The sequence below is a fragment of the Enterobacter chengduensis genome, assembly GCF_001984825.2.
GTDB classification, from domain to species: Bacteria; Pseudomonadota; Gammaproteobacteria; order Enterobacterales; family Enterobacteriaceae; genus Enterobacter; species Enterobacter chengduensis.
The window spans coordinates 4,192,245-4,217,690 of the sequence record NZ_CP043318.1; the positions used below are offsets into that span (position 1 = coordinate 4,192,245).

23 protein-coding genes and 1 other RNA gene are annotated in these 25,446 nt (G+C 56.5%); 7 read left to right on the top strand and 17 right to left on the bottom strand.

All coding sequences use genetic code 11. The features are described 5' to 3' along the window. Positions 1-99 precede the first annotated feature (99 nt). The gene (gene trhA / locus FY206_RS20285) at positions 100-759 is read right to left on the bottom strand and encodes a PAQR family membrane homeostasis protein TrhA (RefSeq protein ID WP_032643266.1); all 660 of its coding nucleotides are present in this window, start codon (positions 757-759) and stop codon (positions 100-102) included. Between the two features lie 265 nt (positions 760-1,024). Here trhA and FY206_RS20290 point away from each other — a divergent pair, with 265 nt between their 5' ends. Both FY206_RS20290 and bglA read left to right on the top strand, forming a co-directional pair. Then, positions 1,025-1,756 (top strand): MurR/RpiR family transcriptional regulator, encoded by a 732-nt coding sequence (locus FY206_RS20290; protein WP_032643270.1) that lies wholly within the window; start codon positions 1,025-1,027, stop codon positions 1,754-1,756. A gap of 116 nt (positions 1,757-1,872) precedes the next feature. Then, complete coding sequence (gene bglA / locus FY206_RS20295) at positions 1,873-3,306, top strand: 6-phospho-beta-glucosidase BglA (protein WP_032643272.1); 1,434 nt, start codon at positions 1,873-1,875, stop codon at positions 3,304-3,306. Between the two features lie 77 nt (positions 3,307-3,383). Here the strand turns inward: bglA and FY206_RS20305 are convergent, their stop codons facing one another. The 8 genes from FY206_RS20305 to FY206_RS20340 all read right to left on the bottom strand — a co-directional run bounded on the left by FY206_RS20305 (position 3,384) and on the right by FY206_RS20340 (position 13,414). Continuing rightward, entirely contained in the window at positions 3,384-4,127 is a 744-nt protein-coding gene (locus FY206_RS20305; protein WP_032643274.1) for an SDR family oxidoreductase, read from the bottom strand. A 70-nt stretch (positions 4,128-4,197) separates the two neighbouring features. Then, on the bottom strand, positions 4,198-7,071 hold the full coding sequence (gene gcvP / locus FY206_RS20310; RefSeq protein WP_032643276.1) for an aminomethyl-transferring glycine dehydrogenase: 2,874 nt from the start codon (positions 7,069-7,071) through the stop codon (positions 4,198-4,200). Positions 7,072-7,195: 124 nt separating this feature from the next. Further along, positions 7,196-7,585 carry a glycine cleavage system protein GcvH gene (gene gcvH / locus FY206_RS20315; RefSeq protein WP_014885143.1) on the bottom strand — a complete coding sequence of 130 codons (390 nt, stop codon included), beginning with the start codon at positions 7,583-7,585 and terminating at the stop codon, positions 7,196-7,198. 23 nt (positions 7,586-7,608) lie between these two features. Further along, a complete protein-coding gene (gene gcvT, locus FY206_RS20320; protein ID WP_032643278.1) occupies positions 7,609-8,703 on the bottom strand; it encodes a glycine cleavage system aminomethyltransferase GcvT in 1,095 nt (364 codons plus the stop codon). 397 nt (positions 8,704-9,100) lie between these two features. Continuing rightward, positions 9,101-10,303, bottom strand: coding sequence for an FAD-dependent 2-octaprenylphenol hydroxylase (ubiI, locus tag FY206_RS20325; protein ID WP_077064591.1), 1,203 nt, complete (start codon positions 10,301-10,303; stop codon positions 9,101-9,103). Positions 10,304-10,315: 12 nt separating this feature from the next. Next, positions 10,316-11,494, bottom strand: a complete 1,179-nt coding sequence (gene ubiH / locus FY206_RS20330; protein WP_032643282.1) for a 2-octaprenyl-6-methoxyphenyl hydroxylase — start codon at positions 11,492-11,494, stop codon at positions 10,316-10,318. Further along, positions 11,491-12,804 carry a Xaa-Pro aminopeptidase gene (gene pepP / locus FY206_RS20335; protein WP_086379922.1) on the bottom strand — a complete coding sequence of 438 codons (1,314 nt, stop codon included), beginning with the start codon at positions 12,802-12,804 and terminating at the stop codon, positions 11,491-11,493. The genes ubiH and pepP overlap by 4 nt, the downstream gene beginning before the upstream one ends. Before the next feature lie 31 nt (positions 12,805-12,835). Next, positions 12,836-13,414 (bottom strand): YecA/YgfB family protein, encoded by a 579-nt coding sequence (locus tag FY206_RS20340; protein WP_072265689.1) that lies wholly within the window; start codon positions 13,412-13,414, stop codon positions 12,836-12,838. A 168-nt stretch (positions 13,415-13,582) separates the two neighbouring features. Between FY206_RS20340 and zapA the strand changes: the two genes are divergently transcribed. From zapA to FY206_RS20360, 4 genes are all read left to right on the top strand, one after another. Next, complete coding sequence (gene zapA / locus FY206_RS20345; protein ID WP_006811891.1) at positions 13,583-13,912, top strand: cell division protein ZapA; 330 nt, start codon at positions 13,583-13,585, stop codon at positions 13,910-13,912. A 41-nt stretch (positions 13,913-13,953) separates the two neighbouring features. Next, positions 13,954-14,137: non-coding RNA, 6S RNA (gene ssrS, locus FY206_RS20350), on the top strand. Positions 14,138-14,161: 24 nt separating this feature from the next. Continuing rightward, a complete protein-coding gene (locus tag FY206_RS20355) occupies positions 14,162-14,758 on the top strand; it encodes a 5-formyltetrahydrofolate cyclo-ligase (RefSeq protein ID WP_032643288.1) in 597 nt (198 codons plus the stop codon). Positions 14,759-14,985: 227 nt separating this feature from the next. Further along, a complete protein-coding gene (locus FY206_RS20360; protein WP_032644683.1) occupies positions 14,986-15,921 on the top strand; it encodes an IS110 family RNA-guided transposase in 936 nt (311 codons plus the stop codon). 114 nt (positions 15,922-16,035) lie between these two features. Here FY206_RS20360 and serA read toward each other — a convergent pair whose 3' ends face one another. Both serA and rpiA read right to left on the bottom strand, forming a co-directional pair. Further along, positions 16,036-17,268: a phosphoglycerate dehydrogenase gene (gene serA, locus FY206_RS20365; RefSeq protein ID WP_032643292.1), complete on the bottom strand. Its 1,233-nt coding sequence runs from the start codon at positions 17,266-17,268 to the stop codon at positions 16,036-16,038. 266 nt (positions 17,269-17,534) lie between these two features. Further along, entirely contained in the window at positions 17,535-18,194 is a 660-nt protein-coding gene (gene rpiA, locus FY206_RS20370) for a ribose-5-phosphate isomerase RpiA (protein ID WP_032643294.1), read from the bottom strand. 127 nt (positions 18,195-18,321) lie between these two features. Between rpiA and argP the strand changes: the two genes are divergently transcribed. Beyond that, a complete protein-coding gene (gene argP / locus FY206_RS20375; protein WP_008499727.1) occupies positions 18,322-19,215 on the top strand; it encodes a DNA-binding transcriptional regulator ArgP in 894 nt (297 codons plus the stop codon). 44 nt (positions 19,216-19,259) lie between these two features. Here the strand turns inward: argP and FY206_RS20380 are convergent, their stop codons facing one another. The 6 genes from FY206_RS20380 to epd form a co-directional block, all read right to left on the bottom strand. Beyond that, entirely contained in the window at positions 19,260-19,991 is a 732-nt protein-coding gene (locus FY206_RS20380) for an oxidative stress defense protein (protein WP_032643296.1), read from the bottom strand. A gap of 91 nt (positions 19,992-20,082) precedes the next feature. Beyond that, the gene (gene argO / locus FY206_RS20385; protein WP_032643298.1) at positions 20,083-20,718 is read right to left on the bottom strand and encodes an arginine exporter ArgO; all 636 of its coding nucleotides are present in this window, start codon (positions 20,716-20,718) and stop codon (positions 20,083-20,085) included. Positions 20,719-20,863: 145 nt separating this feature from the next. After that, positions 20,864-21,718 carry a small-conductance mechanosensitive channel MscS gene (mscS, locus tag FY206_RS20390; RefSeq protein ID WP_032643301.1) on the bottom strand — a complete coding sequence of 285 codons (855 nt, stop codon included), beginning with the start codon at positions 21,716-21,718 and terminating at the stop codon, positions 20,864-20,866. Between the two features lie 186 nt (positions 21,719-21,904). Then, positions 21,905-22,984: a class II fructose-bisphosphate aldolase gene (gene fbaA / locus FY206_RS20395; RefSeq protein ID WP_008499731.1), complete on the bottom strand. Its 1,080-nt coding sequence runs from the start codon at positions 22,982-22,984 to the stop codon at positions 21,905-21,907. 92 nt (positions 22,985-23,076) lie between these two features. Then, positions 23,077-24,240 carry a phosphoglycerate kinase gene (gene pgk / locus FY206_RS20400; protein ID WP_008499732.1) on the bottom strand — a complete coding sequence of 388 codons (1,164 nt, stop codon included), beginning with the start codon at positions 24,238-24,240 and terminating at the stop codon, positions 23,077-23,079. 49 nt (positions 24,241-24,289) lie between these two features. Beyond that, a complete protein-coding gene (gene epd, locus FY206_RS20405; protein WP_032643303.1) occupies positions 24,290-25,309 on the bottom strand; it encodes an erythrose-4-phosphate dehydrogenase in 1,020 nt (339 codons plus the stop codon). Between the last annotated feature and the right edge of the window lie 137 nt (positions 25,310-25,446).

Consider the following 25,446-nt stretch of genomic DNA (forward strand, 5'->3'; position numbering starts at 1 on the left):
GTGGCATCAGGTCAAACTCAGTGACAGTTTACCCGTCTGTTGACGGGTAACTGAAGTGACTTTAAACATACAAGGGCAACCGCCCGCACGGTGTAAAAGCTACACCTGCCCCACATACAAATAAATCGCCAGAAAGTGGCACACGCTGCCGCCCAGCACAAAGCCGTGCCAGATGGCATGGTTATAGGGGATACGCTTGCAAACGTAGAAAATCACGCCGAGCGAATACACCACGCCGCCTAAGGCCAGAAGCGTCACGCCCCCTACCGACAGTTTGATGGCCAGTTGATACACTACAATCAGCGACAGCCAGCCCATGGTCAGATAGGTGACCAACGACAGCACCTTAAACCGGTGCGCGATGGTGAGCTTAAACAGGATCCCCAGCAGCGCCAGGCTCCATATCACAATCATCAGGCCGCGCGACAGCGGTGAGTTGAGCCCCACCAGCAGAAACGGCGTGTAGGTGCCTGCAATAAGAAGATAGATAGCACAGTGGTCAAATTTCTTGAGCCACATCTTGGCCCGCTGATTCGGAATGGCGTGATACAGCGTCGAGGCCAGGAACAGCAGGATCATACTCCCGCCATACAGGCTGTAGCTGGTAATCGCCATCGCGCTGGCATTGGCGTCCACCGCCTGAACCAGCAATAACACTAAACCGACAATCCCAAACACCAGGCCAATGCCGTGGCTGATGCTGTTGGCTACTTCCTCAGCCAGCGAATATCCCTGTGCGATTAATGGTCTGCTCACCATACAAAACTCCGGGAAAACAAAAGATGATTATTCATCGCAAAGCTATGCTAACTGAGAATGATTCCAGTGAACACCTGTTAGCTAAAATAATTTCACTTGAGGATTTATACCTAAAAATCATAGATATAAATAAATTTTTCACCTAACAATTGTTCACATAAAAATTTAATCATTATGAATCAAGGGCATAAAAATGGATCCTGCCCTCTGGCTGCATGTTATGATGTGACGATGAGGTCAGAATGAGAGTTATGCCATTGTGAGTATGTTCAGCCACGCGGCCATTGCCAGTCTCAATAATCTGGAAATGATGGTCTACAACTACGTCATCAAAAACCGCGACAAAGTGATGTACATGACCATCCGCGAACTGGCGGATGCGGCGGGCGTCTCGACCACCACTATCCTGCGCTTTTGCCGCAAACTCAACTGTGAAGGCTACTCGGAGTTTCGCGTGCGCTTTAAGCTCTATTTAGAGCAGAATGAGCCCCAGCAGGTTAATTTCGGTGCCAGTGAAATTATCAGCTTCTTTAAAAGCGTTAACAATGAAGAGTTCGATACATTATTAGATCAGGCGGTGGATATTATATTATCTTCCGAGCGAATAATATTTGTCGGTGCAGGAACCTCAGGATCGCTGGCAAAATACGGCGCGCGTTTCTTCTCGAATATCGGGAAATTCAGTAACCATATTGATGATCCTTATTTCCCGGTTACCAATGATATGGCAAAAAATGCGCTGGCGATCGTGCTTTCCGTCTCGGGCGAGACCGAGGAGATCCTGCGCTTTGCCAGCCAGTTCAGCCTGCATCACTGCAAGGTGCTCTCCATTACCAGCCACGAGCACTCGCGCCTGGCAAAACTGGCGGACTTTAACCTTTCCTGGCATGTGCCCCAGACGCGTATTGCAGGCGTCTACGACATTACCACGCAAATTCCCGTCATTTATATTCTGGAGTCTCTCGGACGTAAACTGGCGAAGAAACTCACAGAATAAAACACCCTGTTTTTTTGATGTAACAAATCACAATTGCCGTGAATTGTTATATCGTGACATTTAATTTCGCTTTGCTAGACTCGATGTCAATAAGCCATTTATTGAGAATAGCAGCGATGAAAAAATTGACCTTACCAAAAGATTTTTTATGGGGTGGCGCGGTTGCCGCTCATCAGGTTGAAGGCGGCTGGAACAAAGGCGGCAAAGGGCCAAGCATTTGCGACGTATTAACCGGCGGCGCGCACGGCGTGCCGCGCGAAATCACGCAGAACGTGGTGCCGGGGAAATACTACCCAAACCACGAAGCCATCGACTTCCACGGCCACTACAAAGAAGACATCAAGCTATTTGCCGAGATGGGCTTCAAGTGCTTCCGCACCTCTATCGCCTGGACGCGCATCTTCCCGAACGGTGACGAAACCCAGCCAAATGAAGAAGGGCTGAAGTTTTACGACGACATGTTCGATGAGCTGCTGAAATACAACATCGAACCGGTGATCACCCTCTCCCACTTCGAAATGCCGCTGCACCTGGTGCAGGAATACGGCAGCTGGACCAACCGTAAAGTGGTCGATTTCTTTGTGCGCTTCGCGGAAGTGGTCTTTGAGCGCTACAAAAACAAGGTCAAATACTGGATGACCTTCAACGAAATCAACAACCAGCGCAACTGGCGCGCGCCGCTGTTCGGCTACTGCTGCTCTGGCGTGGTTTATACCGAACATGACAATCCGGAAGAGACCATGTATCAGGTCCTTCACCACCAGTTTGTGGCCAGCGCCCTGGCGGTGAAAGCCGCGCGCCGCATTAACCCGGAGATGAAGGTCGGCTGCATGCTGGCGATGGTGGCGCTCTATCCGTTCTCCTGCAAACCGGAAGACGTAATGTTCGCCCAGGAATCCATGCGCGAACGCTACGTCTTTACCGACGTCCAGCTGCGCGGTTACTACCCGTCCTACGTGCTGAACGAGTGGGAGCGCCGCGGGTTCTCCATCAAAATGGAGGCAGACGACGAGCAGATCCTGCGTGAAGGTACCTGCGACTACTTAGGCTTTAGCTACTACATGACCAACGCGGTGAAAGCGGAAGGCGGTACCGGCGATGCGATTTCCGGCTTCGAAGGCAGCGTGCCGAACCCACACGTGAAGGCCTCCGACTGGGGCTGGCAGATTGATCCGGTGGGCCTGCGCTATTCCCTGTGCGAACTATACGAGCGTTATCAGAAACCGCTGTTTATCGTGGAGAACGGCTTCGGCGCTTACGACAAGGTGGAAGAAGACGGCAGCATCAACGACGACTATCGCATCGACTACCTGCGCGCCCACGTGGAAGAGATGATCAAAGCCGTGACGCACGACGGCGTGGATCTGATGGGCTATACGCCGTGGGGCTGCATCGACTGCGTGTCGTTCACCACCGGCCAGTACAGCAAGCGCTACGGCTTTATCTACGTGAACAAGCACGACGACGGCACGGGCGACATGTCGCGTTCCCGTAAGAAGAGCTTTAACTGGTATAAAGAAGTGATTGCCAGCAACGGCGAGACGCTGTAATTTTTGCCCGGTGGCGCTGCGCTTACCGGGCCTACACGAACAGTAGGCCGGGTAAGGCGAAGCCGCCACCCGGCTTTTTATTTCCCGCCCGCCAGCTCTATAAAACTGCCCGTGACGTACGACGCCTTCTCGCTCAGCAGCCAGACAATCGCCTGCGCCACCTCTTCCGGCTGGCCGCCGCGCTGCATCGGCAGCAATGACTTAACGCGATCCACTCGCCCCGGCTCTCCGCCAGACGCATGAATATCGGTATAGATCAGCCCCGGACGTACGCAGTTGACGCGAATGCCCTGCGCCGCCACCTCCAGCGATAGCCCGGTTGTCAGCGAATCCACCGCGCCTTTAGAGGCCGCGTAGTCGACATATTCACCCGGCGCCCCCAGACGAGATGCGGCGGACGAGACATTCACTATCGCCCCACCCTTCCCGCCATGTTTGAAGGACATGCGCTTTACCGCTTCCCGGCAGCAGAGGAAGTAGCCCGTGACGTTGGTGGCGAGCACGCGGTTGATGCGCTCGGCGGAGAGATTCTCGATAGTGGATTGCTCAAACAGAATCCCCGCATTATTGACCAGCGCGGCAAGCGGCTCGCCTTCGCGATCGATGCTGTCGAACATCGCCACCACCTGTGCTTCATCGCTGATGTCGGCGCGTACGGCAAAGGCGTTGCCGCCCGCCTCGACAATCTGCTTGATAACGTCCGTCGCGGCCTTGATATTATGGTGAAAGTTCACCGCCACGGTGTAGCCTTCGCGTCCCAGCTGCAGCGCGGTGGCTTTGCCAATGCCGCGGCTGGCGCCGGTGACCAGTGCTATTGCCATCTTCGTCTCCCAATAAAAAAGCCGGGTGGCGGCTTCGCCTTACCCGGCCTACGTTACTATATCAGCAATATTACTGGTATTCGCTCATCGGTACGCAGGAGCAGAACAGGTTACGGTCGCCGTAGACGTCGTCAAGACGCTTCACGGTCGGCCAGTATTTGTTTGCCACGCCTGCCGGGAAGACCGCCAGCTCGCGGGAATAGCCGTGGTTCCACTCGGCCACCATCTCGTGCTGGGTGTGCGGGGCGTTAACCAGCGGGTTATCTTCCAGCGTCCACTCGCCGTCCTGCACGCGGTCGATCTCCATACGGATGGCCAGCATCGCGTCGATAAAGCGGTCAAGCTCGGCTTTGCTTTCCGACTCGGTTGGCTCAACCATCAGCGTGCCCGCCACCGGGAAGGACATGGTTGGCGCGTGGAAGCCGTAGTCGATCAGGCGCTTGGCAATATCCAGCTCGCTGATGCCCGTCGCTTCTTTAAGAGGACGAATATCGAGGATGCACTCGTGCGCCACGCGACCGTCACGGCCGGTGTAGAGGATCGGGAAGGCGGACTTCAGGCGCGTCGCAATGTAGTTGGCGTTCAGGATCGCCACCTGGCTCGCCTGCTTCAGCCCTTCCGCGCCCATCATGCGGATGTACATCCAGCTGATTGGCAGGATTGAGGCGCTGCCGAACGGTGCCGCTGAGACCGCGCCCTGACGGGTCAGCATGCCTTCAATTTGCACCACGCTGTGGCCCGGCACGAACGGCGCCAGGTGCGCTTTCACGCCGATAGGCCCCATGCCCGGGCCGCCACCGCCGTGCGGAATGCAGAAGGTTTTGTGCAGGTTGAGGTGCGACACGTCCGCGCCGATGAAGCCCGGAGAGGTAATGCCCACCTGAGCGTTCATGTTCGCGCCGTCGAGATACACCTGACCGCCGAACTGATGCACCACTTCGCACACTTCGCGGATGGTCTCTTCGTATACGCCGTGGGTGGACGGGTAGGTCACCATGATGCAGGAGAGCTTGTCGCCCGCCTGCTCGGCTTTCGCGCGCAGATCGGCCAGGTCGATGTTGCCGTTCTTATCGCACGCCACCACCACCACTTCCATGCCCGCCATCTGGGCAGACGCCGGGTTGGTGCCGTGGGCGGAGCTTGGGATCAGGCAGATATCGCGATGGCCTTCGTTGCGGCTTTCGTGATAGTGGCGGATCGCCAGCAGGCCCGCGTATTCGCCCTGCGCGCCGGAGTTCGGCTGCATGCAGAGCGCGTCATAGCCGGTCAGCTTCACCAGCCAGTCGGAAAGCTGGTTGATCATCACGTGATACCCTTCCGCCTGCTCCGGCGGGCAGAACGGGTGCAGCTCGGAGAACTCAGGCCAGGTGATGGGGATCATCTCTGCCGCGGCGTTGAGCTTCATGGTGCAGGAGCCCAGCGGGATCATCGCCTGGTTCAGCGCCAGATCCTTGCGCTCCAGAGAGTGCATGTAGCGCATCATCTCGGTTTCGCTGTGATAGCGGTTAAACACCGGATGGGTCAGGATCGCGTCATTGCGCAGCATGCTTTCCTGAATGGAGCGGCTGTCGAGCGCGACCTCTTTGTCGAGCGTATCAATGTCCAGACCGTGCGCGTCACCCAGCAGGACGTTGAACAGGTTCAGGATATCGTCGCGGGTGGTGCTTTCATCCAGCGTGATGCCGACGGCGTTGTGGATGTCGCTGCGCAGGTTGATCGCTGCCGCGTCCGCGCGGGCCAGCACGGCCGCTTTGTCCGCCACGTCGACGCACAGGGTGTCGAAGTAGTGGGCATGGCGCAGCTTAAGACCTTTCTGCTGCAGGCCGCAGGCCAGAATATCGGCCAGGCGGTGAATGCGGCTGGCAATACGCTTCAGGCCAGCCGGGCCGTGGAACACGGCGTACAGGCTGGCGATGTTTGCCAGCAGCACCTGAGAGGTACAGATGTTGGAGTTCGCTTTCTCGCGGCGAATATGCTGCTCGCGGGTCTGCATCGCCATGCGCAGCGCGGTGTTGCCGGCGGCATCTTTTGAGACGCCGATAATACGGCCAGGCATGGAGCGTTTGAATTCATCTTTCGCGCCGAAGAACGCCGCGTGCGGGCCGCCGTAGCCCATCGGCACGCCGAAGCGTTGGGCCGAGCCGAAGACGATATCCGCGCCCTGTTTGCCCGATGCGGTGAGCAGCACCAGCGCCATAAAATCGGCGGCAACGCTGACCACTACCTTGCGGGACTTCAGCTCGGCAATCAGCGCGCCGTAGTCGTGCACTTCACCCGTGGTGCCAACCTGCTGCAGCAGCACGCCGAAGACGTCCTGGTGATCGAGCACTTTGTCAGCGTCGTCGACGATCACGTCAAAGCCGAAGGTTTCCGCACGGGTGCGCACCACGTCCAGCGTCTGGGGATGCACGTCCGCCGCCACGAAGAAGCGGTTGGCGTTTTTCAGCTTGCTCACGCGCTTGGCCATTGCCATCGCTTCGGCGGCGGCGGTGGCTTCATCCAGCAGCGAGGCGGAAGCGATATCCATGCCGGTCAGGTCCAGCGTCACCTGCTGGAAGTTCAGCAGCGCTTCCAGACGGCCCTGGGAGACTTCTGGCTGATAAGGGGTGTAAGCGGTGTACCAGCCCGGGTTTTCCAGCATGTTGCGCAGGATCACCGGCGGCAGCTGCACGTTGGTGTAGCCCATGCCAATGTAAGACTTATAGCGCTTGTTCAGGCTGGCGATGGCCTTCAGCTCCGCCAGCGCGGCGAATTCCGTGGTGGCTTCCCCCACCTGAGGCGGCGTGGCAAGCTGGATGTCTTTTGGCACAATCTGGCCGATCAGAGCGTTTAATGAATCCGCGCCAACCGTCTTCAGCATCTCCTGCTGTTGCTGAGCATCCGGCCCGATGTGACGTTCAATGAAGGCGCCACGGTTTTCAAGCTGGCTTAAAGTCTGTGTCATGAGCGATGGTTCCTGAAACGTGCTGTGAATTGAGATTCCCTCTCCCTTTGGGAGAGGGTTAGGGTGAGGGGAAAATGGGCACCCTCACCCCGGCCCTCTCCCAAAGGGAGAGGGAGAAAAACGGTTATTCGTCTTCCAGTAATGCTTCGTACGCGGTCGCATCCAGCAGCGCGGCAACCTGAGATTCGTCGCTGGCTTTGATCTTGAAGATCCAGCCGCCTTCATAAGGCTCGCTGTTCACCAGCTCCGGCGAATCGCTCAGCGCGTCGTTAACGGCAACAATTTCACCGCTTACCGGGGCGTAGATATCGGATGCTGCTTTAACGGACTCCGCCACGGCGCAGTCGTCGCCCGCGCTCACGGTTGCGCCCACTTCCGGCAGGTCAACAAACACCATGTCGCCCAGCAGCTCTTGCGCGTGCTCGGTGATCCCTACGGTGTAAGTGCCGTCCGCCTCTTTGCGCAGCCACTCGTGTTCTTTGCTGTATTTCAGTTCTGCTGGCACATTGCTCATTGAAGTTCTCCTGATAAAAATGATTAGGCGACCGGCTTACCGGCGCGAACAAAAATCGGTTTGGTTACGTTGACCGGCATTTCACGGTTGCGGATTTGCACCACCGCCGTCTCGCCAATGCCCGCCGGCACGCGTGCCAGTGCAATACTGTAGCCCAGCGTCGGGGAGAAGGTTCCGCTGGTGATCACGCCTTCGCGCGGATTGCCGTCGGTATCGGTAAAGCGCACCGGCAGCTCGCCGCGCAGAACGCCTTTTTCCTTCATCACCAGGCCAACCAGCTGTTCAGTGCCCTTCTCGCGCTGCATCTCCAGCGCTTCACGGCCAATAAAGTCACGATCGGCCGGTTCCCACGCGATGGTCCAGCCCATATTGGCGGCCAGCGGAGAGACGCCTTCGTCCATCTCCTGACCGTAAAGGTTCATCCCCGCTTCCAGGCGCAGCGTATCGCGCGCGCCCAGACCCGCAGGCTTCACGCCCGCTTCCACCAGCGCGCGCCAGAAATCAGCGGCCTTCTCGTTTGGCATCGCAATTTCGTAGCCCGCTTCACCGGTATAGCCGGTGGTGGCGATAAACAGATCGCCCGCCTGCACGCCAAAGAAGGGCTTCATCCCTTCGGTGGCTTTACGCTGCTCGTCGCTGAACAGAGACGCGGCTTTCGCCTGCGCGTTCGGCCCCTGCACGGCAATCAGCGACAGATCGTCACGGACGGTGATGTCGATGGCATAAGATTCGGCGTGTTGGGTGATCCAGGAGAGGTCTTTTTCGCGGGTGGCGGAGTTAACGACGAGGCGGAAGAAATCTTCAGTGAAGTAGTAGACGATAAGGTCATCAATCACGCCGCCCGAGGCATTGAGCATGCCGGTATAGAGCGCTTTACCCGGCGTCTTCAGTTTGGCGACGTCGTTTGCCAGCAGATAACGCAAAAACTCCCGGGTGCGGCTGCCGCGCAGATCGACAATCGTCATGTGGGACACGTCGAACATACCGGCGTCGGTGCGCACCGCGTGGTGCTCATCAATCTGCGAGCCGTAGTGCAGCGGCATCATCCAGCCGTGGAAGTCCACCATGCGGGCACCGCATAACACGTGCTGTTCGTACAAAGGAGTCTGTTGAGCCATCTTGTCCTCGTTGAAAAATTCACCGTGAAACCCGGTATCGGCCTCGTTCCCGAATGCCGACGCAAACGTTCTCTTTTACCTGAACTTACCACCGAAACCGGCGGTTAACCATAAGGTAAAACGGGTCATCACATTAGCTTATGACCAAAAAACGCTAAAAAGCCTACAGAGTTATTCACTGGAAAAATGCGATTAACCCCGCACAAAATTAACAATGATCTAACAGGATTTAGCACATGGTGATATTTCGTGCGGAAAATCGGGCCGAATTTCCGTAACGAGAAATACACGACATTAGATTATCTAATGCGAAAAATGACGTGAAATTAGATTATTTCAAACGAGGAAATTTCCCCGGCGCAGAGGCCGGGAAAAGAAAGTGTGACAGGGGTCTAAATTAGCGTAGCCAGTCCGGCAGGTCGTTAAGACCCATCGCCTGACGGAGGAGTTGAGGTTTGACGCCAGGAAGCGTATCGGCAAGCTTAAGGCCGATATCGCGCAGCAATTTTTTCGCCGGATTTGCCCCGGCAAACAGCTCGCGGAAGCCCTGCATGCCTGCGAGCATCATCGCCGCGCTGTGCTTGCGGCTGCGCTCGTAGCGACGCAGATACAAATGCTGCCCAATATCTTTACCTTCGCGATGCAGACGACGCAGCTCTTCTACCAGCTCCGCCGCGTCCATAAAGCCGAGGTTCACGCCCTGTCCGGCCAGCGGATGAATGGTATGGGCCGCGTCGCCCACCAGCGCCAGACGGTGCGCCGCAAACTGACGCGCGTAGCGGCCGGTTAACGGGAACACCTGACGCTCGCTCTCAAGCGTGCACAGGCCAAGGCGGTTATCAAACGCCACGCACAGCGCCTGGTTAAAGGCCTCCGGCGTCGCCTCCTGCATCTGCTGCGCTTTTTCCGGCACCAGGGACCAGACAATCGAGCACAGGTGCGGATCGGCAAGCGGCAGGAACGCCAGAATGCCGTCGTTGTGGAAAATCTGCCGCGCCACGCCACCGTGTGGCTCTTCGGTGCGGATCGTCGCGACCAGCGCGTGATGGCGATAGTCCCAGAAGGTCAGCGGGATATCGGCTTTATTTCGCAGCCAGGAGTTAGCGCCGTCAGCACCGACCACCAGACGCGCGGTAAGCATGTCGCCGCTCTGCAGGGTGATAAACGCCTCGTTTTCGCCCCACGCTACCTGCTGGATCTGCGCGGGCGCAACCAGCGTCACGTCGCTGCACTGCCGTGCTTTCTGCCACAGCGCGTGGTGGATCACCGCGTTTTCAACGATGTGACCCAGATGGCTATAGCCCATGCTTTCATCATCAAAAGCAATATGACCAAAGCTGTCTTTGTCCCACACTTCCATGCCGTGATAGCAGCTGGCGCGCTGGGCCACAATGTCCACCCAGACGCCAAGGTGCGTCAGCAATTTCTCGCTGGCGGCATTGATCGCCGAGACGCGAAGTTCCGGCGGGACATCGGGCGCAACGGGCTGCGGCTGCTTTTGCTCAAGCACCGCCACGCGCAGGCCGCTGCCCTGTAAACCACAGGCTAGCGCCAGTCCGACCATACCGCCGCCAACGATAGCGACATCAACATTTTGCACGGTGATAACTCCTTAACGCGCGACCCAACCAAGAGTCCGCTGCGCCAGCACGTCACGTGCCGGAATGAATAATTCCATCGCCATCAGCCCGAGGTTGCGGCCCGCAACCAGCGGCGCCCAGCGGTTGGCAAAAAGATGGACTAAGCCGTCGGTGACGCCAATCGTCGCCTCTTTATCCGCCTGACGGCGCTTCTGATAATGGCTGAGTACCGTATATGCGCCACAGTCTTTCTGTTCGATCCACGCTTGCGAAAGGGTTTCGGCCAGGCTCATCACATCTCGCATACCCAGATTAAAACCCTGACCCGCGATGGGGTGAAGCGTTTGCGCGGCGTTGCCGACAAGCGCCACGCGGTGCGAAACAGACTGTGATGCGGTAGTTAACGAAAGCGGGTATACCGCACGTTTTCCCGCATGGGTAATGCGACCCAGCCGCCAGCCAAACGCTTTCTGCAGCTCGCTGCAAAAACGTTCGTCGGACCAGACCTTAACCTCTTCCGCCTTTTCCTGCGGATGGCACCAGACCAGCGAGCAGCGCCCGTCCGACATCGGCAGCATCGCCAGCGGGCCGTGCTGCGTGAAGCGCTCAAACGCCCGGCCGTTGTGTTCTGCGGCGGTAGAGACGTTGGCAATGACCGCAGCCTGTCCGTAAGGCTGCTGCTGCCACTCCACGCCGCACTGGGTTGCGAGCGCCGAACGCGACCCGTCCGCCGCCACAAGAAGCTGGCCGTCGAGAACGGTGCCATTATCCAGCGTCACGCTGACCGCTTCTTCACTGCGGGTAAAGCTCGCAACGCGTGCCGGACAATGCAGCGTCACGCCTGGCGCGTCCTGCAACAGGCGGAACAGGCGCAGGCCAACATCATGGAGTTCAACAACCTGACCCAGGGCGTCTATTCGGTAATCTTGCGCGTCCAGCGTGACGAACCCGGCATGACCGCGATCGCTGACGTGAACGGTTTTAATGGCCGTGGCGCAATCGGCTATCGCCTGCCAGATCCCAATGCGCGACAGCTGCTGACAGGTTCCCTGCGCCAGGGCAATGGCGCGAGAATCAAACCCGGGGTGATTCTTCGTTTGCGGTGCAACCGCCTCAACGAGATGCACCGGAAGCTGACCCTTCGTCAAATGCGAGATCGCCAGCGCCAGCGTGGCGCCGGTCATGCCGCCGCCAACGATAATCACGCTCATACGCGCGCCGCTGCCATCAGCGCCTCAATATCGTCAGCGTTTTTCACCACGCTCGCGGTCAGGTTTTCGTTACCGGTTTCGGTGATGACGATATCGTCTTCAATACGAATGCCAATCCCGCGGTACGCTTCGGGCACGTCGGCATCCGGGGCGATATACAGACCCGGCTCCACGGTTAACACCATGCCCGGCTCCAGCACGCGCGAACGGTCGGTGCCGTACGCGCCCACGTCATGCACATCCAGCCCCAGCCAGTGGCTCAGGCCGTGCATAAAGTACGGACGATGCGCATTTTCGGCGATCAGGGTGTCCACGTCGCCTTTCAGGATTCCGATCCTGACCAGGCCGGTAATCATGATGCGCACCACTTCGCCGGTCACCTCCTGAATGGACGTGCCCGGGCGATACAGCCCGAGCGCCGTCTCCAGGGATTCGAGAACAATGTCGTAAATCGCGCGCTGCGCGGGGGAAAACGTGCCGTTCACCGGGAAGGTACGGGTGATGTCCCCCGCGTAGCCCTGATATTCGCAGCCGGCGTCAATGAGCACCAGATCGCCGTCGCGCAGCGCGCTTTCGTTTTCGGTGTAGTGCAGAATGCAGCCGTTTTCACCGCCGCCCACAATGGTGTTATAGGAGGGATACCGCGCGCCGTGGCGGTTAAATTCGTGGTGAATTTCGCCTTCCAGCTGGTATTCGAACATCCCGGGGCGGCACTTTTCCATGGCGCGCGTGTGCGCCAGGGCGCTGATTTCACCCGCGCGGCGCATCACGTTCAGCTCTTCTTCAGACTTGAACAGGCGCATCTCATGCACCACCGGACGCCAGTCCGTCAGCGTGGCCGGCGCGGACAGGTTTTGCCGCGAGCCTTTGCGCAGCTTGTCCAGCGCGGTGAAGACAATCTCATCCGCGTAGGCATATTCGCCCTGCGCGTGATAGAGCACGTCGAGGCCGTTAAGCAGCTGATAGAGCTGCTGGTTGATTTCGCTAAACGCCAGCGCGCGGTCGACGCCCAGCTTTTCCGGTGCGGCCTCTTGCCCTAAGCGGCGGCCAAACCAGATTTCGGCGGTTAAATCGCGTACGCGGTTGAACATCACGCTGTGGTTGTGGGTGTCATTGCTTTTAATCAGCACCAGGACCGCTTCCGGCTCGTTAAAGCCGGTGAAGTACCAGAAATCGCTGCTCTGGCGATAGGGATATTCGCTGTCGGCGCTGCGCGTCACTTCGGGCGCTGCAAAAATCAGCGCGGCGCTCCCCGGCTGCATTTTCGCCAGCAGCGCCTGACGGCGGCGCGAATACTCTTGTTGCGAGATAACCATGACACCCTCCTGTGCGTTATTTTTCTTAATGTAAGGTTGGCTTGCGGACTTCCGGCGCGGTCGGCTGCGAGCGCGTAAAGTTGTCGTGGCACAGCAGCGCCGCTACGCGCACGTACTCGATAATCTCTTCAAGCGACATTTCCAGCTCTTCCTGGTCTTCGTCTTCATCGTAGCCAAGCTGGGCGATATTACGCAGATCGTCGATCGCCTCACCCGCTTCACCGGTCACTTTATCCAGTTTAGGCTGCGTCACGCCCAGACCCAGCAGATAGTGGTTTACCCAGCCCGCCAGCGCATCGGCGCGATCGAACACGCTGACGTCGTCGCCTTCAGGCAGATAAAGCTGAAAAAGAAAGCCATCGTCTTCCAGCGAATCGCTGGTTGCGGCGTGCATTTTACGCAGCGCTTCCGCCAGCTCGTGACCAAACGCCAGCCCTTCATTCGTGAGGTCGTGGATCAGCGGCTGCCATGAGCTGTCGCTGTTTCCGCCGCACAGGATGCCACTGATCAGACCGTGCATTTCGGCAGGGGTAAGTCCTACTCCCTGCTGGTTAAGTAACTGGTTTAAATCCTTGTAACCAGGCATTTCGTTCTGTATAGACATGAGCATTCGTCGTCAAAGGGGGGAAGTTTCATGATATGCTACCACTTTGGACCCTGGTGATACCAGAAAAGGGCTTGTATCTTCATATCAGGGTAGCTATAGTGTCGCCCCTTCGCAGCCCCCTGGGCAGTGAGCGAAGGTAGCGCAGTCAATCAGCAGGAAGGTGGCATGTCTGCACAACCCGTCGATCTCCAGATTTTTGGCCGTTCACTGCGAGTGAATTGTCCGCCTGAACAAAGGGATGCTTTGAATCAGGCTGCGGACGATTTGAATCAGCGGTTGCAAGATCTAAAAGAACGCACTAGAGTCACAAATACTGAGCAGCTGGTTTTCATCGCCGCGTTGAACATCAGCTATGAACTGACTCAGGAAAAAGCGAAGACCCGCGACTACGCGGCAAGCATGGAGCAGCGCATTAAAATGCTCCAGCAGACCATAGAACAGGCGTTGCTTGATCAAGGTCGCAATCCCGAAAGACCGGGACCCAAGTTTGAATAACACTTCTCAGTTGACTATGGTAGAGTAACTGTGAAGACAAAATTTCTCTGAGATGTTCGCAAGCGGGCCAGTCCCCTGAGCCGATATTTCATACCACAAGAATGTGGCGCTCCATGGTTGGTGAGCATGCTCGGTCCGTCCGAGAAGCCTTAAAACTATGACGACACATTCACCTTGAACCAAGGGTTCAAGGGTTACAGCCTGCGGCGGCATCTCGGAGATTCCCTCTCTTTTCTTCTACCAGCTACCATGACTCAATTCCCTGAAGTTTCAGCTTCACGCCAGGACATCCGTCAGCTTATTCGTCAACGCCGCCGTGCGTTAACCCCCGCTCAGCAAGCGCATTTTGCCCAGCAGGCCGCCGCCCGCATGATGGCGTACCCGCCAGTCGTGATGGCGCATACGGTTGCCCTGTTTCTGTCGTTTGATGGCGAACTGGATACCCAGCCGCTGATAGAGCAGCTCTGGCGCGCCGGGAAGAAGGTTTATCTGCCGGTGCTGCACCCGTTTAGCGCAGGGAATCTGCTGTTTTTACACTACCACCCGCACAGCGAGCTGGTGGTGAATCGTCTGAAAATCACCGAGCCGAAGCTCGACGTGCGCGACGTGCTGCCGCTGTCAAAGCTGGACGTGCTGATTACGCCGCTGGTGGCGTTTGATGAACAGGGCCAGCGCCTCGGTATGGGCGGCGGTTTCTATGACAGGACGCTGCAAAACTGGCAGCGGTACGGATTGCAGCCGGTGGGTTACGCGCATGATTGCCAGGGCGTGGAGGCGTTGCCGGTGGAGAAATGGGATGTGCCGTTACCGGCGGTAGTGACGCCATCGACGTTGTGGGAGTGGTGAAACAGGCGTGCAGCCTGATGCCCTTGTATGTTTAAAGTCACTTCAGTTACCCGTCAACAGACGGGTAAACTGTCACTGAGTTTGACCTGATGCCACAGCCCGTTAGCCCTCTGGGTTTCCAAGCCCGCGGGTGAGCTCATGGCGTGGCATCAGTTTTCCTGTTAACCCGAACAGCTGCCAGGGCGGCCTGTGCCAGCCCGTATATTACAAGGCCGGGAGACTCGAACATGACTGAACATACCACCGTCGGCATCGATATCGCCAAAGAGACCTTTGATGTATTTATCAGTCCTGACGGGATTTTTCTTCATCTGGATAATACCCCTCAGGGCCATCAGCTACTCCTTGACGCCCTTTCATCCCGTACCGTTACACGCATCGTGATGGAAGCCACCGGGCGCTACCACAACCTGCTTGCTGCCACGCTTGAACTTGCCGGGCTGCCTGTCGCCGTCGTTAATCCTGCTCAGGTCAAACACTTCGCCCGCGCTCTCGGGACGCTGTTCAAGACAGACCCGAACGATGCCCGCATCATCTGCGAGTTTGGCCGCAGGATGACACCGGATATCAGACCCGCTCCGGACGAACAGACGCAGCGTCTCGCCATGATGGTATCCCGCCGCCGCCAGTTGGTGGACAACAGAACCATGGAGCAGAACCGCTACGGCTCCTGCACTGATGAGCTTATCCGGATGGGTATCAAACGGCATATTGACTGGCTTAACGCAGAGATAAAGGACACGGATGACGACATCGACCAGCAGATAAAAGTGATGCCGCTATGGCAGGAGAAAGTGAAGCTGCTGGAAGAAGTCAAGGGTATAGGACGGACAACGCTGGCGGTTCTGCTGTCGATGCTGCCGGAGCTGGGACAACTTAACAGACGTAAAATCAGCGCACTGGTAGGCGTGTGTCCTTATGCCCATGACAGCGGAAAGATGAAAGGAAAACGATGTATCTGGGGAGGACGAAGTGCGGTGCGTGCAGCGCTGTACATGGCGGCAATGTCAGCGGTGCGTTATAACCCAACCATACAGGCTTTTTTTGAGAAACTGAGAAGCAAGGGAAAAGCCTTTAAAGTGGCGATGACAGCCTGCGTCAGAAAGCTGGTAACAATCCTGAATGCGATGGTGCGGGACAATAAAAAATGGGCGGCAGCTTAGTCGTCAGCTGTTGACTTTAAACACAGCTGCTCACCCCAGCCCTCTCCCACAGGGAGAGGGTGAAAACATAAAAAACGGTAACGATAGTTACCGTTTTGCATTTACCTCGCACCATCAGTACAGCAGACGCGCGCGAATCGTCCCCGGAATGGCCTTCATGCTCAGCAGCGCTTTCTCGGCAACATCGTCATCCGCTTCGATATCAATAACCACATAGCCCATCTGCGAGTTGGTCTGCAGATACTGCGCGGCAATGTTGACGCCCTGCTCGGCAAAGATCTGGTTGATCGCGGTCAGCACGCCCGGACGGTTTTCGTGAATGTGCAGCAGACGACGGCCACCGTGCAGCGGCAGAGACACTTCCGGGAAGTTCACGGCAGAGAGCGTAGAGCCGTTGTCGGAATATTTGCTCAGCTTACCCGCCACTTCCAGACCGATATTTTCCTGCGCTTCCTGGGTAGAACCGCCGATGTGCGGCGTCAGGATCACGTTGTCGAATTCGCACAGCGGAGAGGTAAACGGATCGCTGTTGGTGGCAGGCTCCGTCGGGAAGACGTCGATGGCCGCGCCCGCCAGATGCTTACGCTTTAGCGCATCCGCCAGGGCAGGAATATCGACAACCGTACCGCGCGCGGCGTTAATCAGCAGTGAACCCGGCTTCATCAGCGCCAGCTCTTCCGCGCCCATCATGTTTTTGGTGGAGGCATTTTCCGGCACGTGCAGGCTCACCACGTCGCTCATGTTCAGCAGGTCAGACAGGTGTTGAACCTGGGTGGCGTTGCCCAGCGGCAGCTTGCTTTCGATATCGTAAAAATAGACATGCATACCGAGAGATTCCGCCAGAATCCCCAGCTGGGTACCGATGTGGCCATAGCCGATGATACCCAGTTTTTTTCCACGGGCTTCGTAGGAGCCCGCCGCCAGCTTGTTCCACACGCCGCGGTGCGCCTTGGCGTTCGCCTCCGGAATGCCTCGCAGGAGCAGCAGCAGTTCGCCAATCACCAACTCCGCCACGGAACGGGTGTTGGAGAACGGGGCGTTGAAGACAGGAATACCGCGTTTCGCGGCCGCATTCAGGTCAACCTGGTTGGTACCGATGCAGAAGCAGCCGATAGCCACCAGCTTTTCCGCCGCGGCAATAACGTCTTCAGTCAGGTGTGTGCGGGATCGCAGGCCAATGAAGTGGGCATCACGGATGGACGCTTTCAGCTCTTCGGTATCGAGCGCGCCTTTGTGAAATTCGATGTTGGTGTAGCCTGCCGCACGAAGGCTATCGATTGCTTTTTGATGCACGCCCTCGACCAGCAGGAATTTAATCTTGTCTTTCTCCAGTGATACCTTTGCCATTTACCCGACCCTGTTTTTGTCTGAACTGATGTTGTGCTGGATATGAATCCGCTGTAGCCAACATATCAAAAAAAACTATTGCAGCAATATGAACGTTTGCGTCGGCTCTCTGAAGAAAAGTCATACAGAGCAAAATGTCAGAGGAAAATGCTATGGAAATTTACAAACGTGGCAGGATCGTCAAAATAGGTGTAAAAACGTGACACAAGTCACCGAATTTAGCTTTTCAAAAATTTTTTAGCGGGGGGAGGCGTCCCCCCGTCAGATCATTTTAGGATGGTTTTCACGCCGTCAGCGGTGCCAATGAGCGCCACATCCGCGCCTCGGTTGGCGAATAGCCCTACGGTCACTACGCCTGGGATAGCGTTGATGGCATTTTCCAGCGCAACTGCGTCGAGAATTTCCAGACCGTGTACGTCGAGGATCACGTTACCGTTGTCGGTGACGACGCCCTGACGATATTCCGGGCGCCCCCCCAGCTTCACCAGCTGACGGGCAACCGCGCTGCGGGCCATCGGGATCACTTCGACCGGCAGCGGGAAATTCCCCAGAATGTCGACCTGCTTGGAAGCGTCCGCGATGCAGATGAACTTGTCCGCAACCGAGGCGATAATTTTTTCGCGCGTCAGCGCCGCGCCGCCGCCTTTGATCATCTGCATGTGGCCGTTGATTTCATCCGCGCCATCAACGTAAATCCCCAGACGATCCACTTCGTTGAGATCGAAAACGGTAATGCCGAGGCTTTTCAGCTTTTCCGTGGACGCATCAGAGCTCGAAACCGCGCCCTCGATCTGCCCCTTCATCGTGCCCAGCGCATCGATAAAGTGTGCCGCGGTTGATCCCGTACCGACACCGACAATGGTACCCGGCTGTACGTACTGGAGAGCGGCCCATCCTACTGCTTTTTTCAGTTCATCCTGCGTCATGATCGTTTTGCCTGTGGTGTGAAAACTCAGGGCGCATTATAGAACACGTCGAATGGAATTCGTCTGCCACGAAGGGAAAATTGTGTCATAGTGCAGAATAAGCAAAATTTAGGAGCCATCCAGAGCAATGAAACGTCCGGACTACAGAACACTACAGGCACTTGATGCAGTTATTCGTGAACGCGGTTTTGAGCGCGCGGCGCAAAAGCTTTGCATCACCCAGTCCGCCGTATCACAGCGTATCAAACAGCTTGAAAATATGTTCGGCCAGCCGCTGCTGGTACGTACCGTGCCGCCACGCCCAACTGAGCAAGGACAAAAGCTCCTCGCCCTGCTGCGCCAGGTTGAACTGCTGGAAGACGAGTGGCTGGGTGACGAGCAAACGGGCTCTACGCCGCTGCTGCTCTCTCTGGCGGTCAACGCCGACAGTCTGGCAACCTGGCTGCTGCCGGCCCTGGCGCCGGTTTTGGCCGATTCCCCTATCCGCCTGAATTTACAGGTTGAAGATGAAACCCGCACCCAGGAGCGCCTGCGTCGCGGCGAAGTGGTTGGGGCGGTCAGTATCCAGCCCCAGGCGCTGCCGAGCTGCCTTGTCGATCAGCTGGGTGCTCTGGACTACCTGTTTGTGGGTTCAAAAGCCTTTGCCGAGCGCTACTTCCCGAACGGCGTCACCCGCGCGGCGCTGCTGAAGGCCCCTGCCGTGGCGTTCGACCATCTGGACGATATGCACCAGGCGTTCCTGCAGCAAAACTTCGATCTGCCGCCGGGCAGCGTGCCGTGCCATATCGTCAACTCGTCTGAAGCCTTCGTGCAGCTTGCGCGCCAGGGCACCACCTGCTGCATGATCCCGCATCTGCAGATTGAAAAAGAGTTGAAAAGCGGTGAGCTGATTGACCTGACGCCGGGGCTGTATCAGCGCCGGATGCTCTACTGGCACCGTTTTGCGCCGGAAAGCCGCATGATGCGCAACGTCACCGACGCGCTGCTGGCGTACGGGCACAAGGTGTTGAGACAGGATTAAAAAGAAAAAGCCGGGTGGCGGCTACGCCTTACCCGGCTTATAGGTTACTGAGCCGGTTTCGGCTGTGCAGCAACGGGCTCGAGCTGGAAGACCACATCCACCTGATCGTCGAACTGAATGGTTGGCTGCTCGTAAGTTTCCTGCGCGGACACCGGGGCGGCATCAGCCTTCATCATCCGCACCATCGGGCTTGGCTGGTAGTTAGAGACGTGGTAACGCACGCTGTAAACCGGGCCGAGCTTGCTCTTGAAGCCGGACGCCAGCTGTTCAGCCTGATGAATAGCGTCGTCAATCGCCGCTTTACGCGCTTCGTCTTTGTATTTCTCCGGTTGCGCAACGCCCAGCGACACGGAGCGGATCTCGTTCAGGCCCGCCTTCAGCGCGCCGTCCAGCAGCGAGTTAAGCTTATCCAGCTGACGCACGGTCACTTCAACCGTACGCACGGCGCGGTAGCCTTTCAGGATGCTTTTGCCGTTCTGGTAGTCGTAATCCGGTTGAGTACGCAGATTCGCAGAGCTGATATCTTTTTTACCGACACCGTTCTGCTCGAGGAATGAGAGGTATTGCGCAACGCGATCGTCAGCCTGCTTTTTGGCCGTCGCCGCATCTTTCGCAGCCACATTCACTTCAATTGCCAGGGTTGCAACATCGGGTACCGCGTCCACGCTTGCGGTGCCTGACGTGACGATGTGCGGGCCGTCCGGCAGTTCATTTGCCTGCGCCGACACCGCACCTAAACTCACTAATGCCGCCAGGGCCATCACCTTAAACTTCACTGTTATTCCTCCATGTTGCGAAGAGAGCCCATTAACAGGGCGCATGCCAGCAAGCTTAGCGGGTCTTGTTCAGATGTCCATAAGACAAGGATTAGTTGAACAATTCCTGAACGTGGTGAATCCCCTCTTTTGCCAGCTGGAAAGCGATAAACCACATCACCAGACCGACCAGCGTATTAATGATGCGCTGGGCTTTGGCGGTACGCAGGCGAGGTGCCAGCCACGCCGCCAGAATGGCGAGACCGAAGAACCACAGGAAAGAGGCGCTGACCGTGCCAAGCGCAAACCAGCGTTTTGGCTCAACGTCCAGCTGTCCGCCGAGGCTGCCCAGCACCACGAAGGTGTCGAGATAGACATGGGGGTTTAGCCAAGTCACCGCCAGCATGGTGACGATAATCTTCCAGCGGCCCTGCTTCATCACCTCCGCACTTGCCAGCTCGAGGTTGCTGCTCATCGCCGTTTTCAGGGCGCCGAATCCGTACCAGAGCAGAAACGCCACGCCGCCCCAGGTCACCAGCGCCAGCAGCCACGGAGACTGCATCAGCAGCGCGCTGCCGCCAAAAATCCCGGCGCAGATCAGCAGTAAATCGCTTACCGCGCACAAGAGGGCAATCATCAGATGATACTGGCGGCGGATGCCCTGATTCATCACGAACGCATTTTGCGGGCCGAGCGGAAGGATCATGGCCGCACCTAAGGCAAGCCCTTGAAAATAATAAGTTAGCATGACGATTTTCTCGCAGAGTTGTTCTGGATGCAGACTATACTGCGCGAATCACATTAGAGGAAATGGATAATATTAATTGGGTATTAGCGGGGCTTATAGGCGTAAAGCCCGGTAGCGCTGGCGCTTACCGGGCCTAAGGGTGACCTTATTCTGCTTCTTTGACTTTTTTAACGTTTACGTCCATCTGCGGATACGGGAAGCTGATGCCGTTGGCGTCGAAGTCGCGCTTAATGCGCTCCAGCACGTCCCAGTATACGGTCTGCAGATCGCTGCTTTTGCTCCAGATACGCACCACAAAGTTAATCGAGGACGCGCCCAGTTCGTTCAGGCGAACCGTCTGCTCTTTGTCTTTCAGAATGCGATCGTCTGACGCAATAATGTTGGTAATCAGCGACTTCACCTGATCGATGTCCGAGTCGTACGCCACGCTGATAATCAGCTCGTTACGACGCACCGGCTCACGGGAGAAGTTGATGATGTTGCCTGCGATAATTTTCCCGTTCGGCACGACCACGATGCGGCCATCGACGGTGCGCATGGTCGTTGAGAAAATTTGCACCTGCAGCACGGTTCCGGCAATGCCGCCAAGGTCAACGTACTCGCCGGAGCGGAACGGACGGAAGGTCACCAACAGAACGCCTGCCGCCAGGTTTGAAAGCGAGCCCTGCAGCGCCAGACCAATAGCCAGACCGGCGGCACCGAGAACGGCGATGACGGAGGCGGTTTGCACCCCAACACGGCCCAGCGCGGCAATCAGCGTAAAGGCGATAATGCCGTAACGCACCAGTGCGGAGAGGAAGTCAGCCACCGTGGCGTCGATGTGACGGGCCAGCATTACGCGATTAACCGCGTTCGATACGATACGCGCCACGATCATCCCGACGATGATGATGGCAATTGCCGCGACGATGTTCACGGCATAGCTCAGCAGCAGGGCCTGGTTGCGCACCAGCCAGTTACCGGCATTATTGATGCTGTCTACAACATCGAGTTGTTCCATTTATTCGTCCTTTTGTTAAACCAAAACACAAAATCCATCCCCCATGGAGACAGGCAGGTCTGTAAAGGGTAAACAAAAAGCACCGGTTTTGCCAAACAGATCACAAAAGCAGGTCTGGCAGGGTATTGAAAAAGCATAAAAAAAGGCCCGCATTTGCGGGCCTTCTGATGCTGTTAGCAGCTCAAATTACAGAACGTCGATCGCGTTCAGTTCTTTGAAAGCCTGCTCCAGACGGGTCACCATGGACGTCTGCGCTGCGCGCAGCCATACGCGTGGATCGTAGTATTTCTTGTTCGGCTGGTCTTCGCCTTTCGGGTTACCCAGCTGGCCCTGCAGGTAAGCTTCGTTCGCTTTGTAGTACTGCAGGATACCGTCCCAGGTTGCCCACTGGGTGTCGGTATCGATGTTCATTTTCACAACGCCGTAGCTTACGGAGTCTTTGATTTCCTGAGCAGAAGAACCGGAACCGCCGTGGAAGACGAAGTTCAGGCTGTTGTGCGGCAGGTTGTGTTTCTTGGAAACGTATTCCTGAGAATCACGCAGAATGGTTGGGGTCAGAACCACGTTACCTGGTTTGTAAACGCCGTGTACGTTACCGAAGGACGCTGCGATGGTGAAGCGTGGGCTGATTTTGCTCAGCTCGGTGTAAGCGTAATCAACGTCTTCTGGCTGGGTGTACAGTGCAGAAGCGTCCATGTGGCTGTTGTCCACGCCGTCTTCTTCACCGCCGGTGCAACCCAGTTCGATTTCCAGGGTCATGTCCATTTTGGCCATGCGCGCCAGGTACTTAGAGCAGATTTCGATGTTTTCGTGCAGTGACTCTTCAGACAGGTCGATCATGTGAGAAGAGAACAGTGGCTTACCGGTTGCCGCGAAGTGTTTTTCACCCGCGTCCAGCAGACCGTCGATCCACGGCAGCAGCTTCTTCGCGCAGTGGTCAGTGTGCAGGATAACTGGAACACCGTAGTGTTCAGCCATCTGGTGAACGTGGTGCGCACCAGAGATAGCGCCCAGGATTGCAGCACCCTGAGGAATGTCAGTTTTCACGCCTTTACCTGCGATGAACGCAGCACCGCCGTTAGAGAACTGAACGATAACCGGTGCTTTAACTTTTGCAGCGGTTTCCAGTACGGCGTTGATGGAGTCGGTACCCACGCAGTTAACTGCTGGCAGAGCGAAGTTGTTTTCTTTAGCTACCTGGAACACTTTCTGTACGTCATCACCAGTGATAACGCCAGGTTTTACGAAATCAAAAATTTTAGACATGTTGCTTAGTCCTGTATCTTCGGCCGTTAGAAAAGGTGCGAGCTCTTATAAGCGCGCTGAAAATTGGGCAGGTTTCCCTGCCCTTGAATGGCTTACTTCTTAGCGCGCTCTTCGAGCATTGCTACTGCTGGCAGTACTTTGCCTTCCACGAATTCGAGGAATGCGCCGCCACCAGTGGAGATGTAGGAGATCTTGTCAGCGATACCGAACAGGTCGATTGCTGCCAGGGTGTCACCACCGCCTGCGATAGAGAACGCTTCGCTGTCTGCGATTGCGTTAGCCACGATTTCAGTCCCTTTGCGGAAGTTCGGGAATTCGAACACGCCAACAGGACCGTTCCACAGGATAGTTTTTGCGTTTTTGAGGATCTCAGCCAGTTTCTGTGCAGAAACGTCGCCCAGGTCCAGAATCTGCTCTTCGTCTTTGATGTCGTTTACAGATTTCAGGGTCGCGGTTGCGGTTTCGGAGAACTCGGTCGCGACGCGCACGTCAGTTGGAACCGGGATATCACAGGTACCCAGCAGGCGTTTGGCTTCGTCAACCAGGTCTGCTTCGTACAGGGATTTACCGACGTTGTGGCCCTGAGCGGCAACGAAGGTGTTCGCGATACCACCGCCAACGATCAGCTGGTCAGCGATTTTAGACAGAGAATCCAGAACGGTCAGTTTGGTAGAAACTTTAGAACCACCAACGATAGCGACCATTGGACGAGCAGGTTCTTTCAGTGCTTTACCCAGCGCTTCCAGTTCGTCAGCCAGCAGAGGACCGGCACACGCAACGTCTGCGAATTTACCGATACCGTGGGTAGACGCCTGTGCACGGTGAGCCGTACCGAATGCATCCATCACGAATACGTCACACAGTGCAGCGTATTTTTTGGACAGGGTTTCGTCGTCTTTCTTTTCGCCTTTGTTGAAGCGAACGTTTTCCAGAACAACCAGCTCACCCGCTGCAACGTCAACGCCGTCCAGGTAATCTTTCACCAGGCGAACCGGGTTGGACAGTTTGTCTTTCAGGTAATTAACCACTGGCAGCAGAGAGAACTCTTCGTTGTACTCGCCTTCAGTTGGACGACCCAGGTGGGAGGTGACCATCACTTTAGCGCCCTGCTTCAGAGCCAGTTCGATGGTTGGCAGAGATGCACGGATACGCGCGTCGCTGGTCACTTTGCCATCTTTAACCGGTACGTTCAGATCGGCACGGATGAAAACGCGTTTACCAGCCAGATCCAGATCGGTCATCTTAATTACAGACATGGTGAATCCTCTCGTTGATTCTTAAAGTTTTGCAGACGCACGATGCGTCTTACCTGAAACCTTGAGCGGCCATTGCTAACGTGGTGTCGAGCATTCGGTTAGCAAAGCCCCATTCGTTATCACACCAGACCAGCGTCTTGATAAGGTGTGCGCCACTGACCCTGGTTTGCGTGCCATCGACGATGGCGCTGTGCGGGTCGTGGTTAAAATCTACTGAGACCAACGGTAATTCCGTATAGTCAACTATACCATGAAATGCTCCCTGTGCCGCTTTTTGCAGCAACAGGTTGACTTCACAGGCTTTTACCGGTTTTTTCACCGTCACGCTAAGGTCGATGGCGGTAACGTTAATCGTCGGGACACGCACGGCAATCGCTTCAAAACGGTCATTAAACTGCGGGAAAATTCGTGTAATGCCTGCCGCCAGTTTTGTATCCACCGGAATGATTGACTGGCTCGCTGCGCGCGTGCGTCGTAAATCCGGATGATAGGCGTCGATAACCTGCTGATCGTGCATGGCGGAATGAATCGTGGTCACGGTGCCGGACTCAATGCCATACGCATCGTCTAACAGTTTGATGACCGGAATAATGCAGTTGGTGGTACAGGAGGCGTTGGAGACAATGCGGTGTTCGGCCTGCAGCTCATGCTGGTTGACGCCAAACACGACGGTCGCGTCGAGATCGTTACTGCCGGGATGAGAAAACAGGACTTTTTTCGCGCCTGCAGCCAGATGCGCTTCGCCGTGTTCGCGGCTGCCGTACACGCCGGTACAGTCAAGCACCACATCCACCCCCAGTTCACGCCAGGGTAGCGCGGCAATACTGCGCTCATGCAGTACGCGGATGGCATCGTCACCGACAAACAGCTGATCCCTTTCCTGCCGCACGTCCCAGGCAAAGCGCCCGTGGCTGGTGTCATATTTCAACAAATGCGCCATGCCCGCAGCATCCGCCAGTTCATTGATTGCCACCACGGTTATTTCCGCCCGACGTCCGGATTCATACAAAGCACGAACCACGTTACGCCCGATGCGACCGAAGCCATTAATCGCTACGCGTACGGTCATAGATCTCCTGCAAAGCAATCCCTGAGTTTGAGGTGGCTGAAAGAGTAATCCAGCTACGCCTGAAGGGGAATCCTTGCTGTCACAAACTGCGATTGATTGGTCAATTGTCGAACATTTAATCGACTGAAACGCTTCAG

Coding starts and splice junctions, on each gene's coding strand:
- trhA (WP_032643266.1), bottom strand. CDS start 759: ATGGTGAGCAGACCATTAATCGCACAGGGATATTCGCTGGCTGAGGAA.
- FY206_RS20290 (WP_032643270.1), top strand. CDS start 1,025: ATGTTCAGCCACGCGGCCATTGCCAGTCTCAATAATCTGGAAATGATG.
- bglA (WP_032643272.1), top strand. CDS start 1,873: ATGAAAAAATTGACCTTACCAAAAGATTTTTTATGGGGTGGCGCGGTT.
- FY206_RS20305 (WP_032643274.1), bottom strand. CDS start 4,127: ATGGCAATAGCACTGGTCACCGGCGCCAGCCGCGGCATTGGCAAAGCC.
- gcvP (WP_032643276.1), bottom strand. CDS start 7,071: ATGACACAGACTTTAAGCCAGCTTGAAAACCGTGGCGCCTTCATTGAA.
- gcvH (WP_014885143.1), bottom strand. CDS start 7,585: ATGAGCAATGTGCCAGCAGAACTGAAATACAGCAAAGAACACGAGTGG.
- gcvT (WP_032643278.1), bottom strand. CDS start 8,703: ATGGCTCAACAGACTCCTTTGTACGAACAGCACGTGTTATGCGGTGCC.
- ubiH (WP_032643282.1), bottom strand. CDS start 11,494: ATGAGCGTGATTATCGTTGGCGGCGGCATGACCGGCGCCACGCTGGCG.
- FY206_RS20340 (WP_072265689.1), bottom strand. CDS start 13,414: ATGTCTATACAGAACGAAATGCCTGGTTACAAGGATTTAAACCAGTTA.
- zapA (WP_006811891.1), top strand. CDS start 13,583: ATGTCTGCACAACCCGTCGATCTCCAGATTTTTGGCCGTTCACTGCGA.
- FY206_RS20355 (WP_032643288.1), top strand. CDS start 14,162: ATGACTCAATTCCCTGAAGTTTCAGCTTCACGCCAGGACATCCGTCAG.
- FY206_RS20360 (WP_032644683.1), top strand. CDS start 14,986: ATGACTGAACATACCACCGTCGGCATCGATATCGCCAAAGAGACCTTT.
- serA (WP_032643292.1), bottom strand. CDS start 17,268: ATGGCAAAGGTATCACTGGAGAAAGACAAGATTAAATTCCTGCTGGTC.
- rpiA (WP_032643294.1), bottom strand. CDS start 18,194: ATGACGCAGGATGAACTGAAAAAAGCAGTAGGATGGGCCGCTCTCCAG.
- argP (WP_008499727.1), top strand. CDS start 18,322: ATGAAACGTCCGGACTACAGAACACTACAGGCACTTGATGCAGTTATT.
- argO (WP_032643298.1), bottom strand. CDS start 20,718: ATGCTAACTTATTATTTTCAAGGGCTTGCCTTAGGTGCGGCCATGATC.
- mscS (WP_032643301.1), bottom strand. CDS start 21,718: ATGGAACAACTCGATGTTGTAGACAGCATCAATAATGCCGGTAACTGG.
- fbaA (WP_008499731.1), bottom strand. CDS start 22,984: ATGTCTAAAATTTTTGATTTCGTAAAACCTGGCGTTATCACTGGTGAT.
- pgk (WP_008499732.1), bottom strand. CDS start 24,240: ATGTCTGTAATTAAGATGACCGATCTGGATCTGGCTGGTAAACGCGTT.
- epd (WP_032643303.1), bottom strand. CDS start 25,309: ATGACCGTACGCGTAGCGATTAATGGCTTCGGTCGCATCGGGCGTAAC.